This window comes from Microbacterium sp. ISL-103 (genome assembly GCF_018613995.1).
Taxonomy (GTDB): Bacteria; Actinomycetota; Actinomycetes; order Actinomycetales; family Microbacteriaceae; genus Microbacterium.
This window is the reverse complement of record NZ_JAGGPD010000053.1, coordinates 1-21007: the sequence shown is the minus strand read 5'-3', so window position 1 is coordinate 21007 and position 21007 is coordinate 1. Positions and strand designations below refer to the sequence as shown.

General features: G+C 69.0%; 20 protein-coding genes and 2 pseudogenes. 3 read left to right on the top strand and 19 right to left on the bottom strand.

Annotated elements, in window-relative coordinates; all coding sequences use genetic code 11:
- The 6 genes and pseudogenes from J7E68_RS02565 to J7E68_RS02540 all read right to left on the bottom strand — a co-directional run.
- Nucleotides 1-443, bottom strand: a pseudogene (locus tag J7E68_RS02565) (L-lactate dehydrogenase); the annotation flags it as partial.
- A 144-nt stretch (nucleotides 444-587) separates the two neighbouring features.
- Nucleotides 588-2174, bottom strand: coding sequence for a glutamine-hydrolyzing GMP synthase (guaA, locus tag J7E68_RS02560; RefSeq protein WP_215169577.1), 1587 nt, complete (start codon nucleotides 2172-2174; stop codon nucleotides 588-590).
- Nucleotides 2171-2683: a DUF3817 domain-containing protein gene (locus J7E68_RS02555; RefSeq protein WP_215169575.1), complete on the bottom strand. Its 513-nt coding sequence runs from the start codon at nucleotides 2681-2683 to the stop codon at nucleotides 2171-2173. Before J7E68_RS02555 ends, guaA begins: the two co-directional genes overlap by 4 nt.
- Before the next feature lie 40 nt (nucleotides 2684-2723).
- Nucleotides 2724-3701, bottom strand: a complete 978-nt coding sequence (locus J7E68_RS02550) for a class I mannose-6-phosphate isomerase (RefSeq protein WP_215169573.1) — start codon at nucleotides 3699-3701, stop codon at nucleotides 2724-2726.
- Nucleotides 3698-4894, bottom strand: a complete 1197-nt coding sequence (locus J7E68_RS02545) for an ADP-dependent glucokinase/phosphofructokinase (RefSeq protein WP_215169571.1) — start codon at nucleotides 4892-4894, stop codon at nucleotides 3698-3700. The genes J7E68_RS02550 and J7E68_RS02545 overlap by 4 nt, the downstream gene beginning before the upstream one ends.
- A gap of 30 nt (nucleotides 4895-4924) precedes the next feature.
- Nucleotides 4925-6190 carry a class II fructose-bisphosphate aldolase gene (locus J7E68_RS02540; protein WP_215169569.1) on the bottom strand — a complete coding sequence of 422 codons (1266 nt, stop codon included), beginning with the start codon at nucleotides 6188-6190 and terminating at the stop codon, nucleotides 4925-4927.
- Between the two features lie 75 nt (nucleotides 6191-6265).
- Between J7E68_RS02540 and J7E68_RS02535 the strand changes: the two genes are divergently transcribed.
- The gene (locus J7E68_RS02535; protein WP_215169567.1) at nucleotides 6266-7264 is read left to right on the top strand and encodes a diacylglycerol kinase family protein; all 999 of its coding nucleotides are present in this window, start codon (nucleotides 6266-6268) and stop codon (nucleotides 7262-7264) included.
- Between the two features lie 33 nt (nucleotides 7265-7297).
- On the opposite strand, the gene J7E68_RS02530 is transcribed toward J7E68_RS02535, so the two are convergent.
- From J7E68_RS02530 to J7E68_RS02520, 3 genes are all read right to left on the bottom strand, one after another.
- Nucleotides 7298-8041: a hypothetical protein gene (locus J7E68_RS02530; protein WP_215169565.1), complete on the bottom strand. Its 744-nt coding sequence runs from the start codon at nucleotides 8039-8041 to the stop codon at nucleotides 7298-7300.
- Nucleotides 8042-8087: 46 nt separating this feature from the next.
- Complete coding sequence (cls, locus tag J7E68_RS02525) at nucleotides 8088-9548, bottom strand: cardiolipin synthase (RefSeq protein ID WP_215169563.1); 1461 nt, start codon at nucleotides 9546-9548, stop codon at nucleotides 8088-8090.
- Nucleotides 9549-9648: 100 nt separating this feature from the next.
- Complete coding sequence (locus J7E68_RS02520; RefSeq protein WP_167347454.1) at nucleotides 9649-9822, bottom strand: hypothetical protein; 174 nt, start codon at nucleotides 9820-9822, stop codon at nucleotides 9649-9651.
- A 111-nt stretch (nucleotides 9823-9933) separates the two neighbouring features.
- Here J7E68_RS02520 and J7E68_RS02515 point away from each other — a divergent pair, with 111 nt between their 5' ends.
- Nucleotides 9934-11052, top strand: coding sequence for a DUF4192 family protein (locus J7E68_RS02515; RefSeq protein ID WP_215169561.1), 1119 nt, complete (start codon nucleotides 9934-9936; stop codon nucleotides 11050-11052).
- Here J7E68_RS02515 and lysS read toward each other — a convergent pair.
- Nucleotides 11045-12571, bottom strand: a complete 1527-nt coding sequence (gene lysS / locus J7E68_RS02510; RefSeq protein WP_215169559.1) for a lysine--tRNA ligase — start codon at nucleotides 12569-12571, stop codon at nucleotides 11045-11047. The genes J7E68_RS02515 and lysS overlap by 8 nt on opposite strands.
- 82 nt (nucleotides 12572-12653) lie before the next feature.
- Here lysS and J7E68_RS02505 point away from each other — a divergent pair, with 82 nt between their 5' ends.
- Nucleotides 12654-14495: a DUF2207 domain-containing protein gene (locus tag J7E68_RS02505; protein ID WP_215169557.1), complete on the top strand. Its 1842-nt coding sequence runs from the start codon at nucleotides 12654-12656 to the stop codon at nucleotides 14493-14495.
- Nucleotides 14496-14550: 55 nt separating this feature from the next.
- On the opposite strand, the gene J7E68_RS02500 is transcribed toward J7E68_RS02505, so the two are convergent.
- The 9 genes and pseudogenes from J7E68_RS02500 to J7E68_RS02460 all read right to left on the bottom strand — a co-directional run.
- Complete coding sequence (locus J7E68_RS02500; RefSeq protein WP_215169555.1) at nucleotides 14551-15255, bottom strand: DUF2520 domain-containing protein; 705 nt, start codon at nucleotides 15253-15255, stop codon at nucleotides 14551-14553.
- On the bottom strand, nucleotides 15248-17239 hold the full coding sequence (locus J7E68_RS02495; RefSeq protein WP_215169552.1) for a PH domain-containing protein: 1992 nt from the start codon (nucleotides 17237-17239) through the stop codon (nucleotides 15248-15250). Before J7E68_RS02495 ends, J7E68_RS02500 begins: the two co-directional genes overlap by 8 nt.
- The gene (locus J7E68_RS02490) at nucleotides 17236-17832 is read right to left on the bottom strand and encodes a PH domain-containing protein (protein WP_215169550.1); all 597 of its coding nucleotides are present in this window, start codon (nucleotides 17830-17832) and stop codon (nucleotides 17236-17238) included. Before J7E68_RS02490 ends, J7E68_RS02495 begins: the two co-directional genes overlap by 4 nt.
- A complete protein-coding gene (locus J7E68_RS02485) occupies nucleotides 17786-18265 on the bottom strand; it encodes a DUF3180 domain-containing protein (protein ID WP_215169548.1) in 480 nt (159 codons plus the stop codon). Before J7E68_RS02485 ends, J7E68_RS02490 begins: the two co-directional genes overlap by 47 nt.
- Nucleotides 18262-18801 carry a 2-amino-4-hydroxy-6-hydroxymethyldihydropteridine diphosphokinase gene (gene folK / locus J7E68_RS02480; RefSeq protein ID WP_215169546.1) on the bottom strand — a complete coding sequence of 180 codons (540 nt, stop codon included), beginning with the start codon at nucleotides 18799-18801 and terminating at the stop codon, nucleotides 18262-18264. Before folK ends, J7E68_RS02485 begins: the two co-directional genes overlap by 4 nt.
- Entirely contained in the window at nucleotides 18798-19190 is a 393-nt protein-coding gene (gene folB, locus J7E68_RS02475) for a dihydroneopterin aldolase (RefSeq protein ID WP_215169545.1), read from the bottom strand. The genes folK and folB overlap by 4 nt, the downstream gene beginning before the upstream one ends.
- 3 nt (nucleotides 19191-19193) lie before the next feature.
- Complete coding sequence (gene folP / locus J7E68_RS02470) at nucleotides 19194-20000, bottom strand: dihydropteroate synthase (protein WP_215169543.1); 807 nt, start codon at nucleotides 19998-20000, stop codon at nucleotides 19194-19196.
- Complete coding sequence (gene folE, locus J7E68_RS02465; RefSeq protein WP_215169541.1) at nucleotides 19997-20602, bottom strand: GTP cyclohydrolase I; 606 nt, start codon at nucleotides 20600-20602, stop codon at nucleotides 19997-19999. The genes folP and folE overlap by 4 nt, the downstream gene beginning before the upstream one ends.
- Nucleotides 20603-20605: 3 nt before the next feature.
- Nucleotides 20606-21007, bottom strand: a pseudogene (locus tag J7E68_RS02460) (cell division protein FtsH); the annotation flags it as partial.

The window sequence follows — 21007 nt, the reverse complement described above, 5'->3', positions numbered from 1 at the left end:
ACGGTGCCCGAGCCGAAGACGCGGTGCACCGGAAGCCCCGAGACGCGCTGCGCGACGACGGTCATGACATCAGCGGGGTTGGTGACGATGATGAAGACCGCGTTCGGAGCCCGCTCGACGAGCTGCGGCATGAGCTTCTCGAGCAGTCGCGCATTGATGCCCGAGAGCTCCATGCGGGTCTGCCCCGGCTGCTGCTTGGCGCCTGCGGTCACCACGATCACGTCGCTGCCGTCGACGACCGAGAGGTCGGACCCACCGCTCACCGCCGCCGAGGTGAACTGGGTGCCGTGCGCGAGGTCGAGCACCTCGGCATCCACTTTTTCGGTGGCGATGTCGTAGAGCGCGACCTCGGCCGCACTCCCCCGGATCAGCGCCGCATACGCCACGCTCACCCCCACACTTCCTGCACCGATGACAGTGATTTTCGTCCGCGCCCTGGTCATAGGCTCATCCTGCCCGAAATACCGCGAACGGGCACGGACCGTGATGGTCCGTGCCCGTTCGATGTCACCGGTGAGGGATCACTCCCACTCGCCCGCTGGCGCGGTCGAGTGCCACCAGCGCCTCTGCGAGTGGGAGCTCCTGCGTCACTCCCACTCGATGGTCCCCGGCGGCTTCGACGTCACGTCGAGCACGACGCGGTTGACATCGCGGACGCCGTTGGTGATGCGGTTCGAGATCTTCGACAGCACGTCGTAGGGCAGACGCGTCCAGTCCGCGGTCATCGCATCTTCGCTCGAGACGGGACGCAGCACGATCGGATGACCGTAGGTGCGACCGTCGCCCTGCACGCCCACCGAGCGCACGTCGGCGAGCAGCACGACGGGGCACTGCCAGATGTCCTGGTCGAGGCCCGCCTTGGTGAGCTCCTCCCGGGCGATCGCGTCGGCCTCGCGGAGGATCTCGAGGCGGTCCTGCGTGACCTCGCCGATGATGCGGATGCCGAGGCCGGGCCCGGGGAACGGCTGACGCCCCACGATCGCCTCGGGAATGCCGAGCTCGCGGCCGATCGCGCGGACCTCGTCCTTGAACAGGGCGCGCAGCGGCTCGATGAGCTCGAAGTCGAGGTCGTCGGGAAGCCCGCCCACGTTGTGGTGCGACTTGATGTTCGCGGTGCCCGCGCCACCGCCCGACTCGACGACGTCGGGGTAGAGCGTGCCCTGCACGAGGAACTTCACGGGAGCGCCACCCGACGCCTTCGCCTCGGCGACGAGGTCGAGCTGCACCTTCTCGAACGCGCGGATGAACTCGCGCCCGATGATCTTGCGCTTCTCCTCGGGGTCGGTGACGCCGGCGAGGTGGCCGAGGAAGACATCAGCCGCATCGACCGTGATCAGGCGGACACCGGTGGACTCGACGTAGTCCTTCTCGACCTGCTCGCGCTCGCCCTTGCGCAGCAGCCCGTGGTCGACGAACACTGCGGTGAGCTGGTCGCCGATGGCCTTGTGCACGAGAGCGGTCGAGACGGCGGAGTCGACGCCGCCCGAGAGCGCGGAGATGACCCGGGCATCGCCCACCTGCTCGCGGATGCGCTCGACCTGCTCGGCGATCACGTTGTCGCTGTTCCAGTCGGAGGCGAGTCCTGCGCCCTTGTGCAGGAAGTTCTCGAGCACGCGCTGGCCGTGGTCGGAGTGCTTGACCTCGGGGTGCCACTGCACGCCGTAGAAGCCGCGCTTCTCGTCGGCGAACGCGGCGACCTTGGTCGCATCGGTCGTGGCGAGCACGTCGAAGCCCTCGGGTGCCTTGGCGACCTGGTCTCCGTGGCTCATCCACACGTTCTGCTCGACCGGCTGACCGCCGAGCAGCGTGCCGCCGTCGCCCGAGATCACAGCGTCGGTGGCGCCGTATTCGCGCAGACCGGTGTTCGCGACCTCGCCGCCGAGGGTCTGCGCCATGTACTGGAAGCCGTAGCAGATGCCGAGCGTGGGAACACCGAGGTCGAAGACGGCAGGGTCCAGACGCGGTGCCCCCTCTTCGTAGACCGACGACGGACCACCCGAGAGGATGATCGCGACGGGGTTCTTCTCGGCGATCTCGGCGGCCGTGGCGGTGTGCGGCACGATCTCGCTGTAGACGCCGGCCTCACGGACACGACGGGCGATCAGCTGGGCGTACTGGGCGCCGAAATCGACGACGAGTGCGGGGCGCTGCTGGGTCTCGGACTGTTCGGTCAACGGACACCTTCTGTGACGGGGGCGGAGGCATCGGCGGCCTCCCGGGTGGCGAGGTAGGTCTTGACCTCTCGGGCGACGATCGTCTCCATGAAGAACGACAGGAGCGGGATCACGCCACCGAGGGCGAGCAGGATGAAACGCGGGAACGGCCAGCGCATCAGGCTCCACATGCGGAAGCACGCGAAGAGGTAGACGACGTAGAACCAGCCGTGTGCGACCAGGATGAACAGCGACACGTTGAAGCCGTCGCCGAGCGAGGTCATCTCGCACGAGTTGGTCCACGGGGCGAAGAGCGACCACCACTGGCAGTCGGGCCCGGCGAGGACACCGGCGAACCACACGGGGCCGCCCGACCCTCCGACGAAGAGTTCGAGGTGGATCGGCGTGTACTTCAGCACCATCTCGGCGAGCAGCAGGAGCAGCATGACTCCGGTGATGATCGACGCGATCTGGTAGAACTTCAGCGCACCACGGATCGCCGGAAAGCTGGCGACTTTCGGTTCGGGCATATCACCAGTCTAGCCGGGCGCGATCGGCGTCGATTCCGGGTCAGGGTGCCGGAGGACGCGCCACGAGGAGCTCCCCCGCGCGTGTCACCTCGAGTGCTCCCGCGGCGTGGGGAACGAGCAGGGAGGACCCCGCGCGGTGGTCGAGACCGTCGATCGCGACCTCTCCCCCGCTCACGATCACGATCGAGAATCCCCGGTCGATGACGGCCGCCCCGTCGACCGGCAGGCGCTCGAGCCGGAAGTACTCGTCGGCGGCGGCAGGGAACACCGAGCCGGATGCCGGAGCAGTGCTCACGAGCGCTCCGATCTCGCTGTCTGACCGGCCCTTCGTGTTCACCGCGGCGAGCGCGAGGTCGAAGCCGAGCCCCAGGTGCCCGACCGCGGCGCCGTCGATCGCGAAGTCCTGCCACTCGAGCAGGATCGAGAGGTCCTCCGGCTGCTGCAGCTCGAGAAGCAGGATGCCGGCGCCGATCGCGTGCAGCTCTCCCGGCGGCACCCAGACGACGTCGCCGGGGGCCACTTCCACCTCGTGCAGAAGGGCGAGCAGCGCCGCGACGTCCTGGTCCGCCACGAGCGCTGCGAGCTCGGCAGCATCCGAATCCTCTCGCAGACCGACGTGCACCGTGCCGCCCTGCAGGATGTACCAGGCCTCGGCTTTGCCGTGCGCGCGGCCGAGGTGCGAGGCCGCGAAGTCGTCGTGCGGGTGCGCATGCACCGGCAGTCGCTGCCCCGCATCGAGCAGTTTGACCAGCAGACGGGTGTCCGCGCCCCAGCGGGCGACGTGATCGGCACCCAGCCACGCGCGTGGATCCTGCTCGACGGCATCGCGCAGCACTCGCCCGTCGGGAAGGGTCGTGAGGCCCAGCGACGGCTCTCCGTTCACCGTGGTGGTCGAGCCGATCCAGTCCTCGGGTTCGCGCGGTGCGCCACCGCTCTCGCCGCGGAAGGCGCTGATGCGAGCACCACCGCGGTAGAACCGCTCGGCAGGTCGATTCGACGGCAGCGGAATGGGATTCACGCGTCCTCCTTCGCTCGCACGGTTCCGGCGAGGAAGCCCCCGACGAACGTGTCTCCGAGCCCGATGGTCGTCGGCGAGGCGACGTCGAGCGAGAACGCCGCGATGCCCAGGGCATCCGCCAGCGCATCCTCGACGGCGACGACGAGCGCCTCGCCTCCCCCGTGCCGGGTCATGGTCGCGGTGCTGTCGACCTCCGCGGCGGTCAGAGCGTCGCCGACGCGATAGCGGGTGGCCGCGACGCGAACCGCGCTGTCGAGGGCGGCGCGGTGCCGCGCGGCATCCGGCCCCACCGCGATCGCCCAGTAGCGGGTGTGCACGACGAGCGCGCGGGCGGGGATGATCATGTGCACCTCGCGGAGTGCGCGGACGACGTCGGCGGTGTCGAGCAGGTTCACCGACCGGCCGAGGTACTCCTGCAGCTCGTCTTCGTTCATGCCGTAGACATCGATCTGCGGCAGGAGTCGCGCGCGTACGGTCTCGGCGAAGTCCCGCGTGTAGAAGCCGGCGTCCTCGTAGTAGCCGAGCGCGTCGGAGGGGAGGCTCCGCATCGCGCGATGCACCTCGGCGAGGCGGAGTTCGAGCAGATCGTGGTCCTGCATCGTGTTGAACCCCGAGACGAGGAAGACGCCTGCGTCGGCCAGGGCCACCGGCAGATCCGCTGCCAGCAGCATGCGCCGGTTCGGCGGGTCGTTGGCGAAGATCAGGCGGTTGGGAGCGGGCGACAGGACGTCGCCGTCGGTCAGTCGCACGTGCGCGCCCACCGGATACTGCACGATGAGATGGGGGTCGAGGGTGTCGTCGGTCGCCGAGCAGATGTACGAGATCGACTCGGGCAGCAGCCGGCGCACGTTGTCGTCGATGCTGACCAGGTGCTGCACGCTCGAAATGCCGAAGGCGTCGAGCACGAGCCCTGCCCGCACCCCGGTGCCGCCGAGCGTGACCGCGTAGGTGAAGTGCGACACGAACGCCTCGATCACCTCCGACGAGGCGACGAATCGCTCCGCCCCCGCGCCGGAGGCGACGAACGCGAGCACTGCCACCAGCAGGGAGCGTTCGTCGGTGATCGGCGCCGTGGTCGTCAGTTCGTGCCGACGCACACCGTGCGCGTGCGCCAGCCTGTCGAACACCGACGAATCCCAGGTGAGCTCATAGTCGACGGTGCCGCCGAGTCCGAGTACGAGCGTTCTGTCCACGTCGCCGATCATCCTTCCGAGGTCGCCGATTCAGTACAGCGATGCCTTGCCGTCTGCACCGAACAGGTCGATCTTCTCAGCAGCCGTGGCCTTCATGGCCTCGAGCGCCCCGGGCTGGATCGCATTCGGCTCGCGCAGACGCTGATCGGTGCCGAGGATCTCGCGCATCCGGTTGTGGTACGAGACCTTGATGTCGCTCGAGATGTTGATCTTGTTCACGCCCAGCTCGACGGCGCGGCGCAGCTCCGCATCCGGGTTCGATGAGCCGCCGTGCAGCACGAGCGGGATCCCGACCGCGGCCTTGATCTGTTCGAGCAGGTCGTGGCGCAGCTCGGGGTTCTTGTCGCTCGGGTAGAGGCCGTGCGAGGTGCCGATGGCGATCGCGAGGCTGTCGACGCCCGTCTCCTCGACGAAGCGCACCGCGTCTTCCGGGTTCGTGTAGACGAACATCTCGAGCTTGTTGAACTGGTGCACGCGGATGATGCCGCGGGTGTCCTTGCCGTGGGATCCTGCCTCACGTCGGTAGCACGTCGACCAGCCGGCGTACCGCAGCGCGCCCTTTCCGAGGTCGATGATCTCGTCCTTGTGGTACCCGGCGAGAGCGACCTCGCTGGTGCCGACGAGGTAGAGGTCGTCGTCCTTGTCGAGGTGATAGACCTCGTCGGCGTGCTCGCCGAGGAACCCCGTGCCCTGCATGATCTCGGGCCGCACGAGGGTGGGCGTGATCAGCGGGACGAAGCCGTTGCGCAGAGCCTTGTCGAGCGCGAGATTCATGAGGGCGATCTCGAGACGGGCGCCGATGCCTCGAAGGAAGTAGAAGCGAGCGCCCGACACCTTCGCGCCGCGCTCCATGTCGATCGCGCCGAGGATCTCGCCGAGCTCGAGGTGGTCGCGGGGCTCGAAGTCGAATACCGGAACCTCGCCCACGCGGCGCAGTTCGACGAAGTCGGCCTCGCCACCGGCGGGAACGCCGTCGACGACGACGTTCTCGATGCGGCCGAGTGCGGCGGCGAGGGCATCCGCCGCTTCATTGGCGGCCTGCTGCGCCTGCTTCACCCGCTCGGCGAGGTCTTTGACCTGCGCGACGAGGGCCGCCTTCTCCTCTTTGGGAGCCTTGGCGACCTGCTTGCCGAACGCGTTCTGCTCGGCCCGCAGCTCTTCGAAGGCGGCGAGCGCCGCGCGACGCGATCGGTCAGCCTCGAGCGCGGTGTCGACGGTGCCCTGGTCGTTGCCACGGGCGGCCTGAGAACGGCGGACGATCTCCGGATTCTCGCGGAGGAGTGCAAGCTCGATCATCCACCAAGTCTATGGTGCGTCCCGGGCGCGTCCGCCGCGGCCGGGACGGCCCGGACGCCGGGCTAGAGTAGCGCCATGACGAAGAGCGCCACTGCCCGGCGACAGGCGGCGCTCGTGTACAACCCGATCAAGGTCGACGAGAAGCATCTTCGCTCCCGTGTGCGCGCGCTGTCGAGCGAGGCCGGGTGGGAGCATCCCGCGTTCTATCCGACCACCGTCGAAGATCCGGGTCAGCTCGCCACTGCTCAGGCCCTGGAACGCGGTGTCGACGTCGTGCTCGTCGCCGGCGGAGACGGCACGGTGCGCGCGGTCTCCGAGGCGATGGCAGGCAGTGGCATCGCGCTCGCGATCCTGCCGAGCGGCACGGGCAACCTGCTGGCGCGCAACATCGGCCTGCCACTCGCCGACCCCGACGAGATGATCCGGGCGGCGCTCGGTGAATTCCGTCACGCGATCGACATCGGCTGGGCACGGCTCACGCGAGAGAACGGCGAGCATGAGGAGCACGCCTACGTGGTCCTCGCCGGGATGGGGCTCGATGCCGACATGATCGCCAACACGCGTCCTGATCTGAAGAAGTCGGTCGGCTGGATCGCCTACGTCGACGGCGCGGCGCGATCCCTCGTGACGGCGGAGCCTTTCCGGGCGGTGTTCCAGATCGACGACGGGCGCCTGCATTCGACGAAGGTGCACAGCATCCTCTTCGCCAACTGCGGCCTGCTTCCGGCCGGCATCGCGCTGATCCCCGATGCGTCGGTCACCGACGCGATCCTCGATGTCGCGGTGATCCAGCCCACGGGCGTCTGGGGGTGGCTCGGGGTCTGGCGCAAGATCTGGTGGGACAACTCGGTGCTGCGCCGCACCCGCGCCGGTCGACGGGTGCTCGAGCGGCGCGGCAGAGACGCGTCCGTGCACTACTTCCGCGGGGCCGCCGCCGAGGCGGCATCGTCATCGCCCACGCCGATCGAACTCGACGGCGACGAATTCGGCGCCGCAGTGCGCATCACCTGCCGCATCGACCCGGGCGCGCTCCTGCTGGCGCTGCCTGCGGATCACCCCGTCGCGACGCTCTGACCGCGCTGCATCCGCGTGCGCCGGATGGTCGGGTCAGCCGCGCACCTCGACGGTTCCCTCGAGCCCGCCCCCGACCAGCGTCAGGGTGAACGCGTCGTCGTCGACCGAGTCTTCACCGAAGTCGAGGATCGTCGCACGCGGGGCCATGTCCATGGTGCACACCTGGGTGTCATCCGTCGCGAAGGTCGCAGTGCCTGTCGCTCCGGACGCCTCGAGGCTCTCGACGACGGGCGCGCAGCTCGACGAGCCCCAGGTGAGAAGGACGAGTGAGCCGTCGTCGAACCACCCTGCGGTCGGCGCGTACTCGGTCGAAGTCCCGGGAGTGCCGGTGAACGACGCGTCACCGTCGAGCTCCACATCGTCGACGACGTCGCCGTAGGTCACCTGCAGGGCGACCTCCTTGGTCGGATCGACGCCCTCGGGCAGCGCCCCGACGCTGGCGCGAGGAGACATGTCCGCGGTGCAGGCCTGTTCGTCCTCGCCCTCGGGCGCGGGTTCGACGAGAGTCACCGAGACGGTCTGGCCCTCAGCCGCGACCTGGTCGACCTGAGGCACGCAGGTGGAGGATCCCCAGGTGATGACGGCGAACATGCGGCCGTCGTCGAGCAGTGCGCCCTCGAGGTCGTCCGAATCGTCCGAGCTCTGGCCCGGGCCGCTCGACGGGTCGGACGTCGACTCGGGAGCTGTGGCTCCGGGGCCGATCGTGCAGCCGGCGAAGAGCACGGCCGCGGCGAAAGCCGACAGGGTGGCAGCGATGACGCGCGTGGGGGAAGCCATGCACACAGGGTATCGGGAGCTCTCGCGCGAGGCACCCCTCGCAGCGCTACTGCAACGCCGAGGTGAGACGGGCCAGGTTGTCGAGCACGGTCGACCGCAGCGGCTGCTGCATCCACTCCTCGAGCGTCAGCTCGCGGCTGAGCGAGCGGTAGCCGTCTTCGACGGCGCGCATCTCGGAGACGAACTCCTCGCCGCGCACCAGCATCGAGACCTCGAGATTCAGACCGAACGAGCGCATGTCCATGTTGCTCGAGCCGATCACGGCGACCTGGTCGTCGATCGTGAGGCTCTTGGTGTGCAGGATGTAGGGCTTGCGGTACATCCAGATCCGCACGCCTGCCTTGAGGAGCGCCTCGTAGTAGCTGCGCTGCGCGTGGTAGACCATCGCCTGGTCGCCCTGTTCCGAGACGAACAGCTCGACCGCCACTCCCCGGTCGACCGCTGCGGTCACCGCCAGGAGCAGAGCCTCGTCCGGCACGAAGTACGGACTCACGATCATGATCTTCGTCTTGGCCGCGTACAGGAGTCCGAGGAAGAGGCGGAGGTTGTTCTCGACCTCGAAACCCGGTCCCGACGGCACGACCTGGCAGTCGAGATCCCCGGATCCTGCCTCGGCGTGCGAGATGTCGATCTCCTGCAGCACCTCATCGGTCTCGCTGTACCAGTCGCTGAGGAAGATCGCATTGACGCTCAGCACGACGGGCCCGTCGATGCGCACCATCAGGTCGACCCAGTGCAGGCCGCGCTTGATGTTCTTCGGAAGGTTGTAGGTCGAATCGGTGACGTTCTGCGAACCGAGGAAGGCGATCTTGCCGTCGACGACGAGGAGCTTGCGGTGATTGCGCAGATCGGGGCGCTGCATGCGGCCCTTGAGGGGCTGCACGGGCAGCATGAGATGCCAGTCGGCGCCCATCCGGTTGAGCCGCGTGATCGTGGCGCGGTACTTCGGCTTCCACCGGTTCGCCCAGTGGTCGAGCAGCACACGGACGTGCACCCCGCGCTCCGCGACCTCTTCCATCGCGCGGAAGAAGTTGTCGGTGGATGCATCCGACTGCAGGATGTAGAACTCGACGTGCACGTAGTCGTGGGCCTTGCGGATCTCATCCGCCATCGCATCGAGCGAATCCTGGTACCCGGAGATCAGGTGCGCCCCGTTGTCGCCCGAGATGGGCAGGGCGCCGAGGCGGTGGTTCATCTCGACCAGGGGAGGGAACCAGCTGGGCGCATCGGGGCGCAGTGTTCCGAAATGCAGATGCTCGCTGGTCTCGGCGATGTACTCGTTGATCTGGTCCTGCTTGCGGCGACGCGCGCGCGGCAGCCGCGGGTTTCCGATCAGCAGGAACAGGAAGACGCCGACGAACGGGATGAAGAACACGGCGAGCAACCACGCCATCGCGGCGGTGGGGCGACGATTGCGCGGGATGATGATGATCGCCGTGATGCGGATCGTGAGATCGAGGGCGACGAGGAACGCCGCGATCCACCATGCCCAGGTGTCGGGTGTCATACCTCGTCCTCTCGACGGGTCGGCACTTCGACGGGATGCGCCTCAGTGGGCACCGATGCCGGTGCTCTGGCTACACAGTAGCCGATGGGTCGGACGCTGCTCAGGGACGCGGCGGCAGGCCGCGAGCGGCTCGTTCCTCGGCCTCGATGCGCGCGTGCACCTTGCGTTCGGTGCGGTCGAACCGCAGGATCCCGCGGAGCACGAAGAAGAAGACGACGCTCACGCCGATGGTCGGGATGATCGACCATGCCGCCGCGAGCCAGAAGTTCTCCATGTCTCCATGGTACGCGACCACTCGCCCTCCACAGGCGGCCGTTCGGCGGGGATCTCCGCCGGCCGCTGTGGAATCGCTCCGCGGAGAGCCGACAGCGACCACGATCGCTGGATGACAACAGTGCTCCGAGCCTCCGGCTCCGCTGAGTTCCTCAGCATCGTCCCCACTCTCGCGGGCTTCACGCCCACCGAGAGCCTGGTCCTCCTCCCCTTCCGTGGTTCGCGAACCTGTGGCGCGATGCGCCTCGACCTCCCCCGTGACGACGTCGGACTCGACGACTACGCCGATGCCGCGATCGGTCTCGTCGCGCGGGTCGACGGCACCGACGCGGTCGCCGTCGTGGTCTATACCGATGACGACCCTCAGCCGACACGCGACGGGCTCGTGCTGCCGCTCGCCGTCGCGGTCGACGAGGTCCTCGGTCGGGCGGACGCCGTGGGCCTTCGCATCGTCGATGCCCTGTGCGTGTCGCCCGCCGGATGGTCGAGCTACCTCGACGATGATCCGGTCATCCGCGCACTCGATCGCGAGGCACCGCCCGTGCCGGGAGTCGGCGACGTCTCCGGCGACCACCTGTCGGGGGCCGGACTCGCGAAGGTCGATCTCGCCGAGAAGGAGAGGGTGGGGCGAGCGATGGCCGAGCTCACGGAACTGCTCGAGACGAGCAGCGCGCGGGGGCTGCCCGACATCGCGAACCCGCAGGCGATCGCAGCGTTGGTCCTGCTCGAAGACCTCCCCGCGTTCTTCGAGTCGCTGCTCGCCTCGCCGCACGACGTTCCCGCCTTCGCCACTGCCGCACTGCTCTGGTGCCTCGATCGACCGCTCTTCCGCGACGTCGCTCTCACGCAGTGGGCGACAGACGTCGTGGGCGGGGTCCGCACGCTGGACGCCCAGCTCGCGTTCGCCGGCACAGGCGTGGGCTTCCCCGCCGACCTCGGGGATGTCTTCCTCGGCAGGGGGCCAGACCCCGATCCCGAGCGCCTGCGACTCGCGTTGACGCTCGTCCGCTTCGCCGCCTCCCGTGCGCCGAGGGCGTCGAGGCCCGCGCCGCTCACGGCCGCCGCCTGGCTCTCCTGGGCTCTTGGGCGCTCGAGCCACGCGGCGCACTATCTCGACCTCGTCAGAGAGATCGATCCCGAGTACGGCCTCGCCGCCCTGATCGAGACCCTGATCAGCGCCGCGGTGCTGCCCGAATGGGCGTTCCGCCGCGGCGCTGCAGCCGCTACTTGACCAGGGGGAAGAGGATCGTCTCGCGGATGCCGAGACCGGTGATGGCCATCAGGAGGCGGTCGATGCCCATGCCCATGCCTCCGGACGGCGGCATGCCGTGCTCGAGAGCACGCAGGAACTCCTCGTCGACGGGCATGGCCTCGACGTCACCGCGAGCTGCGAGCTTCGCCTGCTCGACGAAACGCTCGCGCTGGATGACCGGGTCGACGAGCTCGGAGTATCCGGTGGCCAGTTCGAAGCCGCGGATGTACAGGTCCCACTTCTCCACGACGCCCTCGATCGAGCGGTGCTCGCGCACGAGCGGCGAGGTGTCGACGGGGAAGTCCATCACGAAGGTGGGGCGCACCAGGTCGCCCTTCACGAAGTGCTCCCACAGTTCCTCGACGAGCTTGCCGTGCGTGGCCTGCGCGGGAAGGTCGACACCGTTCTGTTCGGCGAACGCGATGAGGTCCTCGACCGAATCGGTCGGGGTGATCGTGCGGCCGGATGCGGCAGACAGCGACTCGTACATCGAGATGCGGTCCCACTCGCCGCCGAGGTCATAGTCGGTGCCGTCAGCCCAGGTCACCGTCGTCGAGCCTGCGACCGCGATCGCCGCCTGCTGCACGAGCTCCTGGGTGAGAGCTGCCATCTGGTTGTAGTCGCCGTAGGCCTGATAGGCCTCGAGCATCGCGAACTCGGGGCTGTGGGTCGAGTCCGCGCCCTCGTTGCGGAAGTTGCGGTTGATCTCGTAGACGCGCTCGATGCCGCCGACCACGGCGCGCTTCAGGTAGAGCTCGGGAGCGATGCGCAGGTAGAGCTCGGTGTCGAAGGCGTTGGAGTGTGTGACGAACGGACGGGCGGATGCACCACCGTGCTGCACCTGCAGCATCGGCGTCTCGACCTCGAGGTAGTCGTGGCTGCCGAACGTCGCTCGCAGGCTCGCGTTGACCGCAGCCCTGGCGCGGACGGTGCTGCGGGCCTGCTCACGGACGATCAGGTCGAGGTAGCGGCTGCGCACGCGCCCCTCTTCGCTGAGCTCGGAGTAGGCGTTCGGCAGGGGCAGGATCGCCTTCGACGCGATCGCCCATCCGTCGGCCATGATCGACAGCTCGCCGCGGCGGCTCGAGATCACCTCGCCGTGCACGAAGACGTGATCGCCCAGATCGACGTACTCCTTCCAATCGGCGAGCGACTGCTCTCCGACGTTCGCGAGCGAGATCATCGCCTGGATGCGCGACCCGTCGCCCGCCTGCAGCGTCGCGAAGCAGAGCTTGCCGGTGTTTCGACTGAACACGACACGGCCGGCCACACCGACGACGACGCCGGTCTCGGCACCGGCCTCGAGGTCGCCGTACTCCTCACGCAGCGCAGGGATCTGATGCGTCACCGGCACACCGACAGGGAAGGCTCCTCCGCCGGCATCCGCACGATCGGCGATCAGACGCTCGCGCTTCGCGAGACGCACGGCCTTCTGCTCGTGGACGTCTTCTTCGGTGGCGGCGGTGGCCGTCTCGGGCGCGGCAGACGCGTCAGTCATTCGTGGGCTCCTTGGAAAGTCGACTCCAGTTTACCGAGGTCTGCTCCCGCACCCTGCGGCCGAGTCTCGGTAGCCTCGAGGAATGGCAGCCACACGACTCGCCCGCACTCTCGCAACGCTCGCCCTCGTCATCGCATCGGTGTGCGCGCCGGCAGCCGGAGCCTCGGCTGCCTCACACTCCACCGCGCCCTCGGAGGCTGCGGCTCTCACCGCAGACGGTGACGTCGACGACTTCTCGTACGCGTCGTGGGAGACCCGATTCGAAGTCGGACTCGACGACGACGGTCGCTCACGCATGCATGTCACCGAGACGCTGACCGCGAGGTTCCCCGACGTCGATCAGAACAAAGGCATCGTCCGGGGGCTGCCCACCACCTACGAGAACGCGTGGCTCGAACTCGACGTGCTCTCGGTGACCGACGAGAACGGCGCGGCCGTGCCCTACGAGACCGACGAGGAAGACGGCCTCCTCTACGTCCTCACCGGCAACGACGACGACTATGTGCGTGGCCTCACGACCTACGTCGTCGAGTACGAGATGCGCGACGTCATCATCGCCGCCGACTCCGGGGTCGACGAGTTCTACTGGGATCTGCTCCCGCTCGACAGCACCCAGGGCATCGAGTCGTTCCGCGCCGACGTGGTGTTCGACCCCGCGATGACCGAGCGACTGACCGGCAGCTCCCGCTGCTACGTCGGGGTCTCGGGTTCCACCGACGAGTGCGACCTCGACGAGGCAGGCGGCGGAGAGTTCAGCGTGAAGGCGAACGAGCTCTCACCCGGCGAAGGCATCACGGTCGCCATCGGCCTCGATGCGGGAACCGCAGCGCAGCCGCAGGCCCGCCAGCCCGACCCCGTGACCGACACCGTTCCGGCGATCGCGGCTCTGGGCGGCCTCGGACTCTCGGTCGGAAGCTGGTTCGCCGTGGCCGCGTTCAAGCGCTCGCGCCGCAAGGCCGACGGCATCGTCGTCGCTCAGTACGATGTTCCGGATTCGCTGCCGCCACTGCTCGCCGCGTCCGTCGTTCCGGGATCCAAGGATGCGATCCCGGCCGAGATCGTGCATCTCGCGGTGCGTGGCGCGCTGCGCATCGAAGAGGGCACCGATGCCGAGCAGCCTCGCCTGCGACGGCTCGTCGGCGGACGCACCCCCGACCCGCTCGACGTCGAGGCGATCGACGCGCTCTTCGCGGGTGCGGATGCCGACGGCGTGGCGGAGCTGCCGGCATCCAGCGAGACCTTCGCTGCACGCATGAAGGCCCTCACCCAGAGCGGCGCCGACGCGGCGACCGCGCGCGGCCTCGTGACGAAGGCCCGCAGTCGCGCGGCGATGGTCGTGCAGTGGTTCGCGATCGCCGTCGTGCTCGCCGGATTCGGTCTCGGGCTGTGGGGGATCATCGCCGGTCGGGTGACGGCGCTTCCCGCGTTCGTCGCGATCTCGTTCGGCGTCTTCCTCGTACTGCTCTCGAGCTTCTACAGCTTCTCGAAGCACACGGTGCTCACGACCGAGGGCGCACGCCAGTACGAGTACCTCATGGGCGTGAAGGAGTTCATCCGGGTCGCCGAGGCCGACCGACTGCAGATGCTGCAGTCGTACTCGGGCGCCGAACGCCGACAGGACGGCAGTGCGAACGTGATCGTCGTCTACGAGCTCCTGCTCCCCTACGCCATGCTCTTCGGCATGGAAGACGAGTGGGGCGCGGTGCTCGAGAACGTCTACGCCTACGAGCGACGCGGAGCGTCGTGGATCGGCGACCCGAATGCCCCGTTCGTCCGCGGCCAGTTCGTCGCGTTCGCCGCCACCTCGCATGCGGCGGCCTCGTACTCCGCTCCGAGCGCGAGCGGCTCGTCGGGTGCGGGCGGCTCGATGGGCGGCGGCTTCTCGGGCGGCGGGGGCGGCGGCGGCTTCTCGGGCGGTCGCTGACATCACGCGGGCACCGATCGCCCGTCGGGCGCGAACGGGCAGGCGCTCGAGGCGGTCAGAGCAGAGGTGAATCGCTCGACGCGTCGCGCAGCGCTCGCTCGACGGTCGATTGCACCAGGGCCGAGAGGAAGCCGCCCGGGTTCTCCACACCGATCTCACTGAGCCGTGCGGTGGACTGCGCGATGATCGATCGCGAGAACTCGGTCGCCGTCTGGATCGCGTCGGCGTATGCCGGTCTGTCGGCCTCGGCCACGACGACCGGCTCCAATCCCATCTCCACGGCGAGCGCCTGGGCGATGGGCAGCACGGCGGCGGGTGCCGTCACCGCGGCGTATCCGGCCTGCAGCTGGCGAAGGTCGATGGACGTGCCGGTGAAGGTGATGGCCGGATGCACCGCGAGCGGGATCGCACCGCTCTCGGCCGCCGGCCGGAGCACCTCGATTCCGTATCCCGGATCCGTGTGCAGCACGAGCTGACCGAGCTGCCAGCCGCCGACCTCGGCGATCCCGGCGACCAGCGACGCGAGCTGGTCGTGCGGGACAGCGATGATGACCAGCTCGCTGCGGCGCACGACCTCGAGTGCGTCGAGGATCGGGACGTCGGGAAGCACCGCCGACGCTCGATCATCGTCGGACCCGCTCGTGATTCCGGTGACCGCGTGGCCCGCACCGGCGAGTGCCGCACCGACCACGGGGCCGACGCGCCCTGCGCCGATGACGCCCACCCCGAGCCGGCCGTCACGGCGCGACGGATCAGTCACCGTTCGGAACCGGAGGCGCGGGCGGAGCAGGAGGCCCGACCGGAGGCGCAGGCGGCGCAACCGGCGGAGCAGGCGGCGCAACCGGCGGAGCAGGAGGCGCAACCGGCGGAGCAGGAGGCCCAACCGGCGGCGCAGGCGGCCCAACCGGCGGAGCAGGCGGCCCAACCGGCGGAGCAGGCGGCCCAACGGGCGGCGCAGGCGGCCCAACCGGCGGAGTAGGCGGCGCAACCGGCGGAGCAGGAGGAGCAGGGTCGGATGCCGCGGTCGGGTAGCCGGGAACCTGCGCTCCGTCGGCATCCGTCACGTACTCGCCCCAGCGGTGTGTGTGGTCACGCGCCGCTGCGGCGACCGCGGCGCTGCTGACACCGTCGAGAAGGAAGAGCGCATCGTCGCGTTCGAGGCCCGAGAGATACCCGGTGATGAGCCCCTGCACCGAGTGCACCTGGGCGCCCGAGACGCGCTGAGCGCGGTCGATGGGTCCCTGTGAGAGCGAGACCCCCTGCAGTCGCGCGAGGGGGAAGATCGCCAGCTTGCGCCAGAGGATCCCCCGGCGCAGCAGCAGACCGAACTCGGTCAGGACGTAGCCGTGACGCTTCCACGACAGCGGCCTCCGCCACCACGCGCGGCGCGGCATCGTGCGATACGGATCGCCGTCGACGGGCCCGAGGATGCCGTGCTCCCAGACGAGCGGGATGTCGGAGACCGGCGCATCCGGCAGGATCAGCGCGAGCACCCGCTCGACGTCGGCGCGCTTTCCCACCGGCAGCACGACGTTGAACTGCTGCGCGGAACCCGACGACTGCTGGGCCGCGCTCTTGCCGCTCATGCGATTGATCCTGATCATCCACCAGCCGAAGGGACGCCACAGCAGCGACTGCGTGACCTCGACGGCGAAGATGCGGCCGGGCGGCAGCGTCTCGGTGACGGTCGTGAACAGACCGTAGGTGATGCGCACCCCGTCGGGCGTCGGCGCGATCGAGTAGCGCAGCGACTTCGAGATCTGCGCCCAGGTGATGCCGACGACCGCGATGACCATCGGGATCGCGATGCCCAGGGTGATCCCGAGACCGAGGAATCCGCCGATCGGATCGCCGTCGAGCGCAGTGCCGATAGCGACTCCGCCGACCGCCATGCCGAAGATGACGCCGAAGAACACGAACCAGAGCACGCTCGAGATCAGCTGCGATCCGATCAGTCGACCGGTGGGGATCTTCCCGACGCTCTCCGGCTCGACGTCGGCGAGGTCGACCCCGCCGATGAGACCGTTGACGCCCTCGTTCACAGACCCCACGGGCTGGGCGCGAGCAGCTCCCGGGCCGCCGGTGGCCGCTCCTGCCGCAGCCGGGCCGCCGACAGCGGCGCCCGCCACCGGCTGGCGTGCGGCACGCGCTCCGGATGCGAGACGGAGGATGTCGGACCGCACGGACTCGGCGCGGCCGGTCGCGAGGTACTCGAGCTCGACGTTCGAGTCGGTGCCGGCCCCGACGACCTCGAGCTTGGCGAGCCCGATGATGCGCGCAGGGAACGGGCGCGTGAGGTTGACGCCCTGCACACGATCGAGCGGCGCGCGGCGGTGCGAACGGAAGACGATGCCTTTACGCACCTCGACGTGGTCGCCGGTGATCCGGAACTGCTGGAATCGCCAGACGAACCAGAAGATTCCGACCAGCACCACGACGAGCGCGAGCACGCTCAGCAGCACCACCAGGATCAGGTTGTTCGAGAGCACCCAATCGACGGGGTCGCCCCCGTTGTAGTCGTCGTAGTGCGCCTCTTCGGGCGTGAAGAGGTCGACGAACCAGGCGATCAGACGGTCGCGGAGATTCGCGATCGCGATGCCCGCGATGATGATGAGCGCCAGCCCACCTTTGAACAGCGGGGTGAGCGGATGCATCCGGTGCCACTCGCCATCGGCCAGGGTCGCTCGCTCGGATGCCGGCGCGCCCCCCGCCCCGGTCGGCGCCGGGAACTGCTGCTCGCTCACAGGCCCGTCCGGCGGGTCTCGGCGACCTCGATCAGCGTGTCGCGCAGCGCCTCTGCGGCAGCCTGCGCGAGCCCGGGGATCTGCACGCCCGTGGTCGCCGCGGCGGTGACCATCTTGAGCTGCGAGACGCCGAACGCGCGGTCGAGCGGACCCTGCGAGATGTCGACGAGTTGCATGCGACCGTAGGGCACGGCGATCATGCGCTGCCAGAGGATGCCCTTGCGGAAGACGATGTCGTCGGCGCGCAGCATGTAGCCGATGGCTTTGGCCTGGCGCGGCAGGATGATCAGCGTGATCAGCGTGATCACGACGATGACCCCCGCCGGGATCCAGACCCACGTCTGGTCGAGAACCAGCGCGAGCACGACCGCGATCGCCAGAACGAACGCGATGAAGATCACGTTCTGCAGGATCTGCGACACGACATAGCGCGGCGAGATCTGGTGCCAGCTGCCGTCGAGCTCGAGCCTCGCCTCGTTGCGCGCGGTGCGCAGCTGCGAGTACGTGCCCTGGTCGAGGGCTGCGAGGTCTGTGACCTCCGCCGAGCTAAGCGGTGCCGGGGTCCCCGGCTCGATCTCTGGGTTCTGAGTCATCAGGATCCTTCGGCAGGGTGCAGAACTGTTCGGCGATGAGCGCGGCGACCACCAGCACGATCGCGCTCGCGATCAAGGCCAGCATCGCCACAGTCGACCCTACCGGGGGATTGATCGGCCGTGTCAGGAGGAACACCAGCAGGCCCGCTCCGAACCCCGCCATGATCGCGCCGACCAGGCTCGAGGCGCGGGCGAGCGTGACCGCGCGTGTCGCCTGGAACGGATCGATGCGGATGCCGCTGCGAACGCTCGCGCGCACCGGCCAGGCGACGCCGATCGAGGCCGCCGCGATCAGGAGCAGCAGCACCGGCAGCAGCAGCGACGGAGTGAAGGTCGTGCGACCCATCGCCGTCAGCATGTGGTCGAGCACGAAGCCCGCGGCACCCGCGAGCGCGGCGAGGACGACCAGCAGGCCGAGGGACGTGCGCTTCATCGCTGCTCCCTGCGATGAAGCGCTGCCACGAGGTCGGCGACGGGTCCGTGGCCCGGCAGAACGGCGCGGGCGTCGAGCTCGAGCCACGGCTCGAGCACGAACAGCCGCTCGAACGCACGAGGATGCGGCAGCTGCAGGTGCTCGTCGTCGGATGCCTCGGTGCCATACGCGATCAGGTCGAGGTCGAGGGTGCGGTCGCCCCAGCGTTCGTGGCGCTCCCGTCCGAACTCGTCTTCGATCGCGTGCAGCATGCCGAGCAGGATCGACGGGGCGAGGCGGGTCGTGACGACAGCGACCGCATTGACGTAGCCGGGGGCATCCGGATCGGGCCCGTCGAGACGCAGCGCGACCGTCTCGATGAGGGACGACAGCCGCACGTCGCTGACCAGCGGCAGCCGCGCGATGCGATCAGCCGCTGCCCGGATCGTGCCCTCGCGGTCACCGAGGTTCGCGCCGAAAGCGACGACGGCCACAGCGGGCGCGCGCCCCGGTCGGGGGCCGGGCGGGTGGGGCGGGTTCGCCAGATTCCGACTCATCGCGACCACTCCCCCGCCGCATGCGTCTGCGCCCGGTTCACGGTCACGGCGACATCGGCGAACGTGAGAGCGATCGGGGCGTGGGGTTTGTGCACGGTTACCGACACCGAGTGCACCCGCGAGTCGGCGAGCACCACGTCGGCGATCCGCTCTGCGAGGGTCTCGATCAGATTCACCGGCTCGCCCGAGACGAGGGCCGCCACCTTCTCGGCGAGTTCGCCGTAGTGCACGGTGTCGGTCACATCGTCGGATGCCGCGGCCGCCGCGAGTGGCATCATCAGGCGAAGGTCGATCGTGAACTCCTGACCGTCCTCCCGCTCGTGTTCGTACACACCGTGTCGACCGAAGACGGTGAGTCCGGTCAGACAGATCTCGTCGAGGAATCCCATGGTTCAACCTTCCCAGGCGTGGGCGATGGCAAGAGCGTCGCGGGTGGCGCAGACATCGTGCACCCGAACGGCCCAGGCCCCCGCCTGTGCGGCCAGTGCACTGGTCACTGCGGTGGCGAGGTCACGACGCGCCTCCGACACCTCGGCATCCGCATTCGCCCTGTGCAGCGTCTCGGCGAGGAACCGCTTTCGAGAAGTCCCCACCAGAACTCGGTGACCGAGGGCGATGATCTCGTCGAGTCCCCGCAGAACGTCCCAGTTCTGGGCTCCTGCCTTCGCGAACCCGATGCCCGGGTCGACGATGAGGCGGGAGGGGGCGATCCCGGCGGCAGCCGCAGCACCGACCCGCTCGCGCAGCTCGCCCGCGACCTCGCGCGCGGGGCGGTGGTACTCGGCCCGCGCGTACATGTCGGAGGAGAATCCGCGCCAGTGCCCGATCGCGTAGTCCGCACTCGACTCGGCCACGACAGCGAGCATCTCCGGATCCGCGAGTCCGCCCGACACGTCGTTGACGATGCGCGCGCCGGCGCGGATGGCTGCAGCGGCCGTCGAGGCGTTGACCGTGTCGATGCTCACCGGCGCCCCTGCCGCGACGAGACGCTCGATCACCGGCAGCACGCGCTCCTGCTCGGCGCCGGGGCCGACCCGCTCGGCACCCGGTCTGGTCGACTCACCGCCGATGTCGAGCACTGTGGCGCCGTCGGCGCGCAGCTGCAGTCCGTGGTCGACGGCGCGATCGGCCTCGAGATATCGACCGCCGTCGCTGAACGAATCGGGAGTGACGTTGACGATGCCCCAGATACCGGTCATCCGTGCGTCGCTCCCGCGCCCGAGGCCCCGATCAGAGCGATGAGCTCTGCGCGGGCGATCGGCTCGGTGTACTGGCCGCGCGCAGCGATGGTGAGAGTCGAGGCCTCAGGCTGCCGGCCTCCGCGCATCGTCACGCACCCGTGGCTCGCGTCGAGCACGACCAGCACGCCGCGAGTGTCGAGGTGCTCGGCGATCGTGTCGGCGATCTGCTCGCCGAGGCGCTCCTGCACCTGCGGGCGAGCCGCGAGGATCTCGACGACACGCACGAGCGCTCCGAGGCCGACCACCTGCTCCCCCGGCAGATAGGCGATGTGGGCGCGCCCCGCGAACGGCAGCAGATGGTGCTCGCACACCGACCGGAACCGGATGTCACGCAGCAGCACCGCGCCGGACGGAAGCGTATCGGGGGCAGGGCCCCGCGCGACGCTGATCGTGTGCGCGAGAGGAGCCGCAGCATCCTCGCCGACGCCGGCGAAGAACTCCGCGTACAGGTCGCCCATTCGGGTCGGCGTCTGCTTCAGACCGGGGCGATCGGGGTCTTCTCCGATCGCTTCGAGCAGTTCCCGCGTGAGCCGCTCGACACGTGCGCGGTCGACAGACACGGGTCAGGCCGTCGCAGGTCGAGCCTGACCGGCACCAGCCGCCGAACCCGACTGAGTGCGCGGTGCCGACGCCGGCGCCTCGACCGATGCGGCGAGGGAGACGTCCTTCTTCGGCACCTCGATCGGCGGCAGCTCCGACACGGGGCGCGCCTCGCTCGAGAGCCAGAGCGGACGCTCGGGCAGCTTCTTCACCTCGGTGAAGATCTCGGCGATCTGGTTGTGGTCGAGGGTCTCCTCCTCGAGCAGCGCGAGGGCGAGACGGTCGAGGATCTCGCGGTTGTTGCTGATGACCTCGTAGGCCTCGTTGTGCGCCTGCTCGATCAGCGCGCGCACCTCGGCGTCCACCCGCTCGGCGACCTTCTCGGAGTACTCGCGACCGCGTCCCATGTCGCGAGCGACGAACAC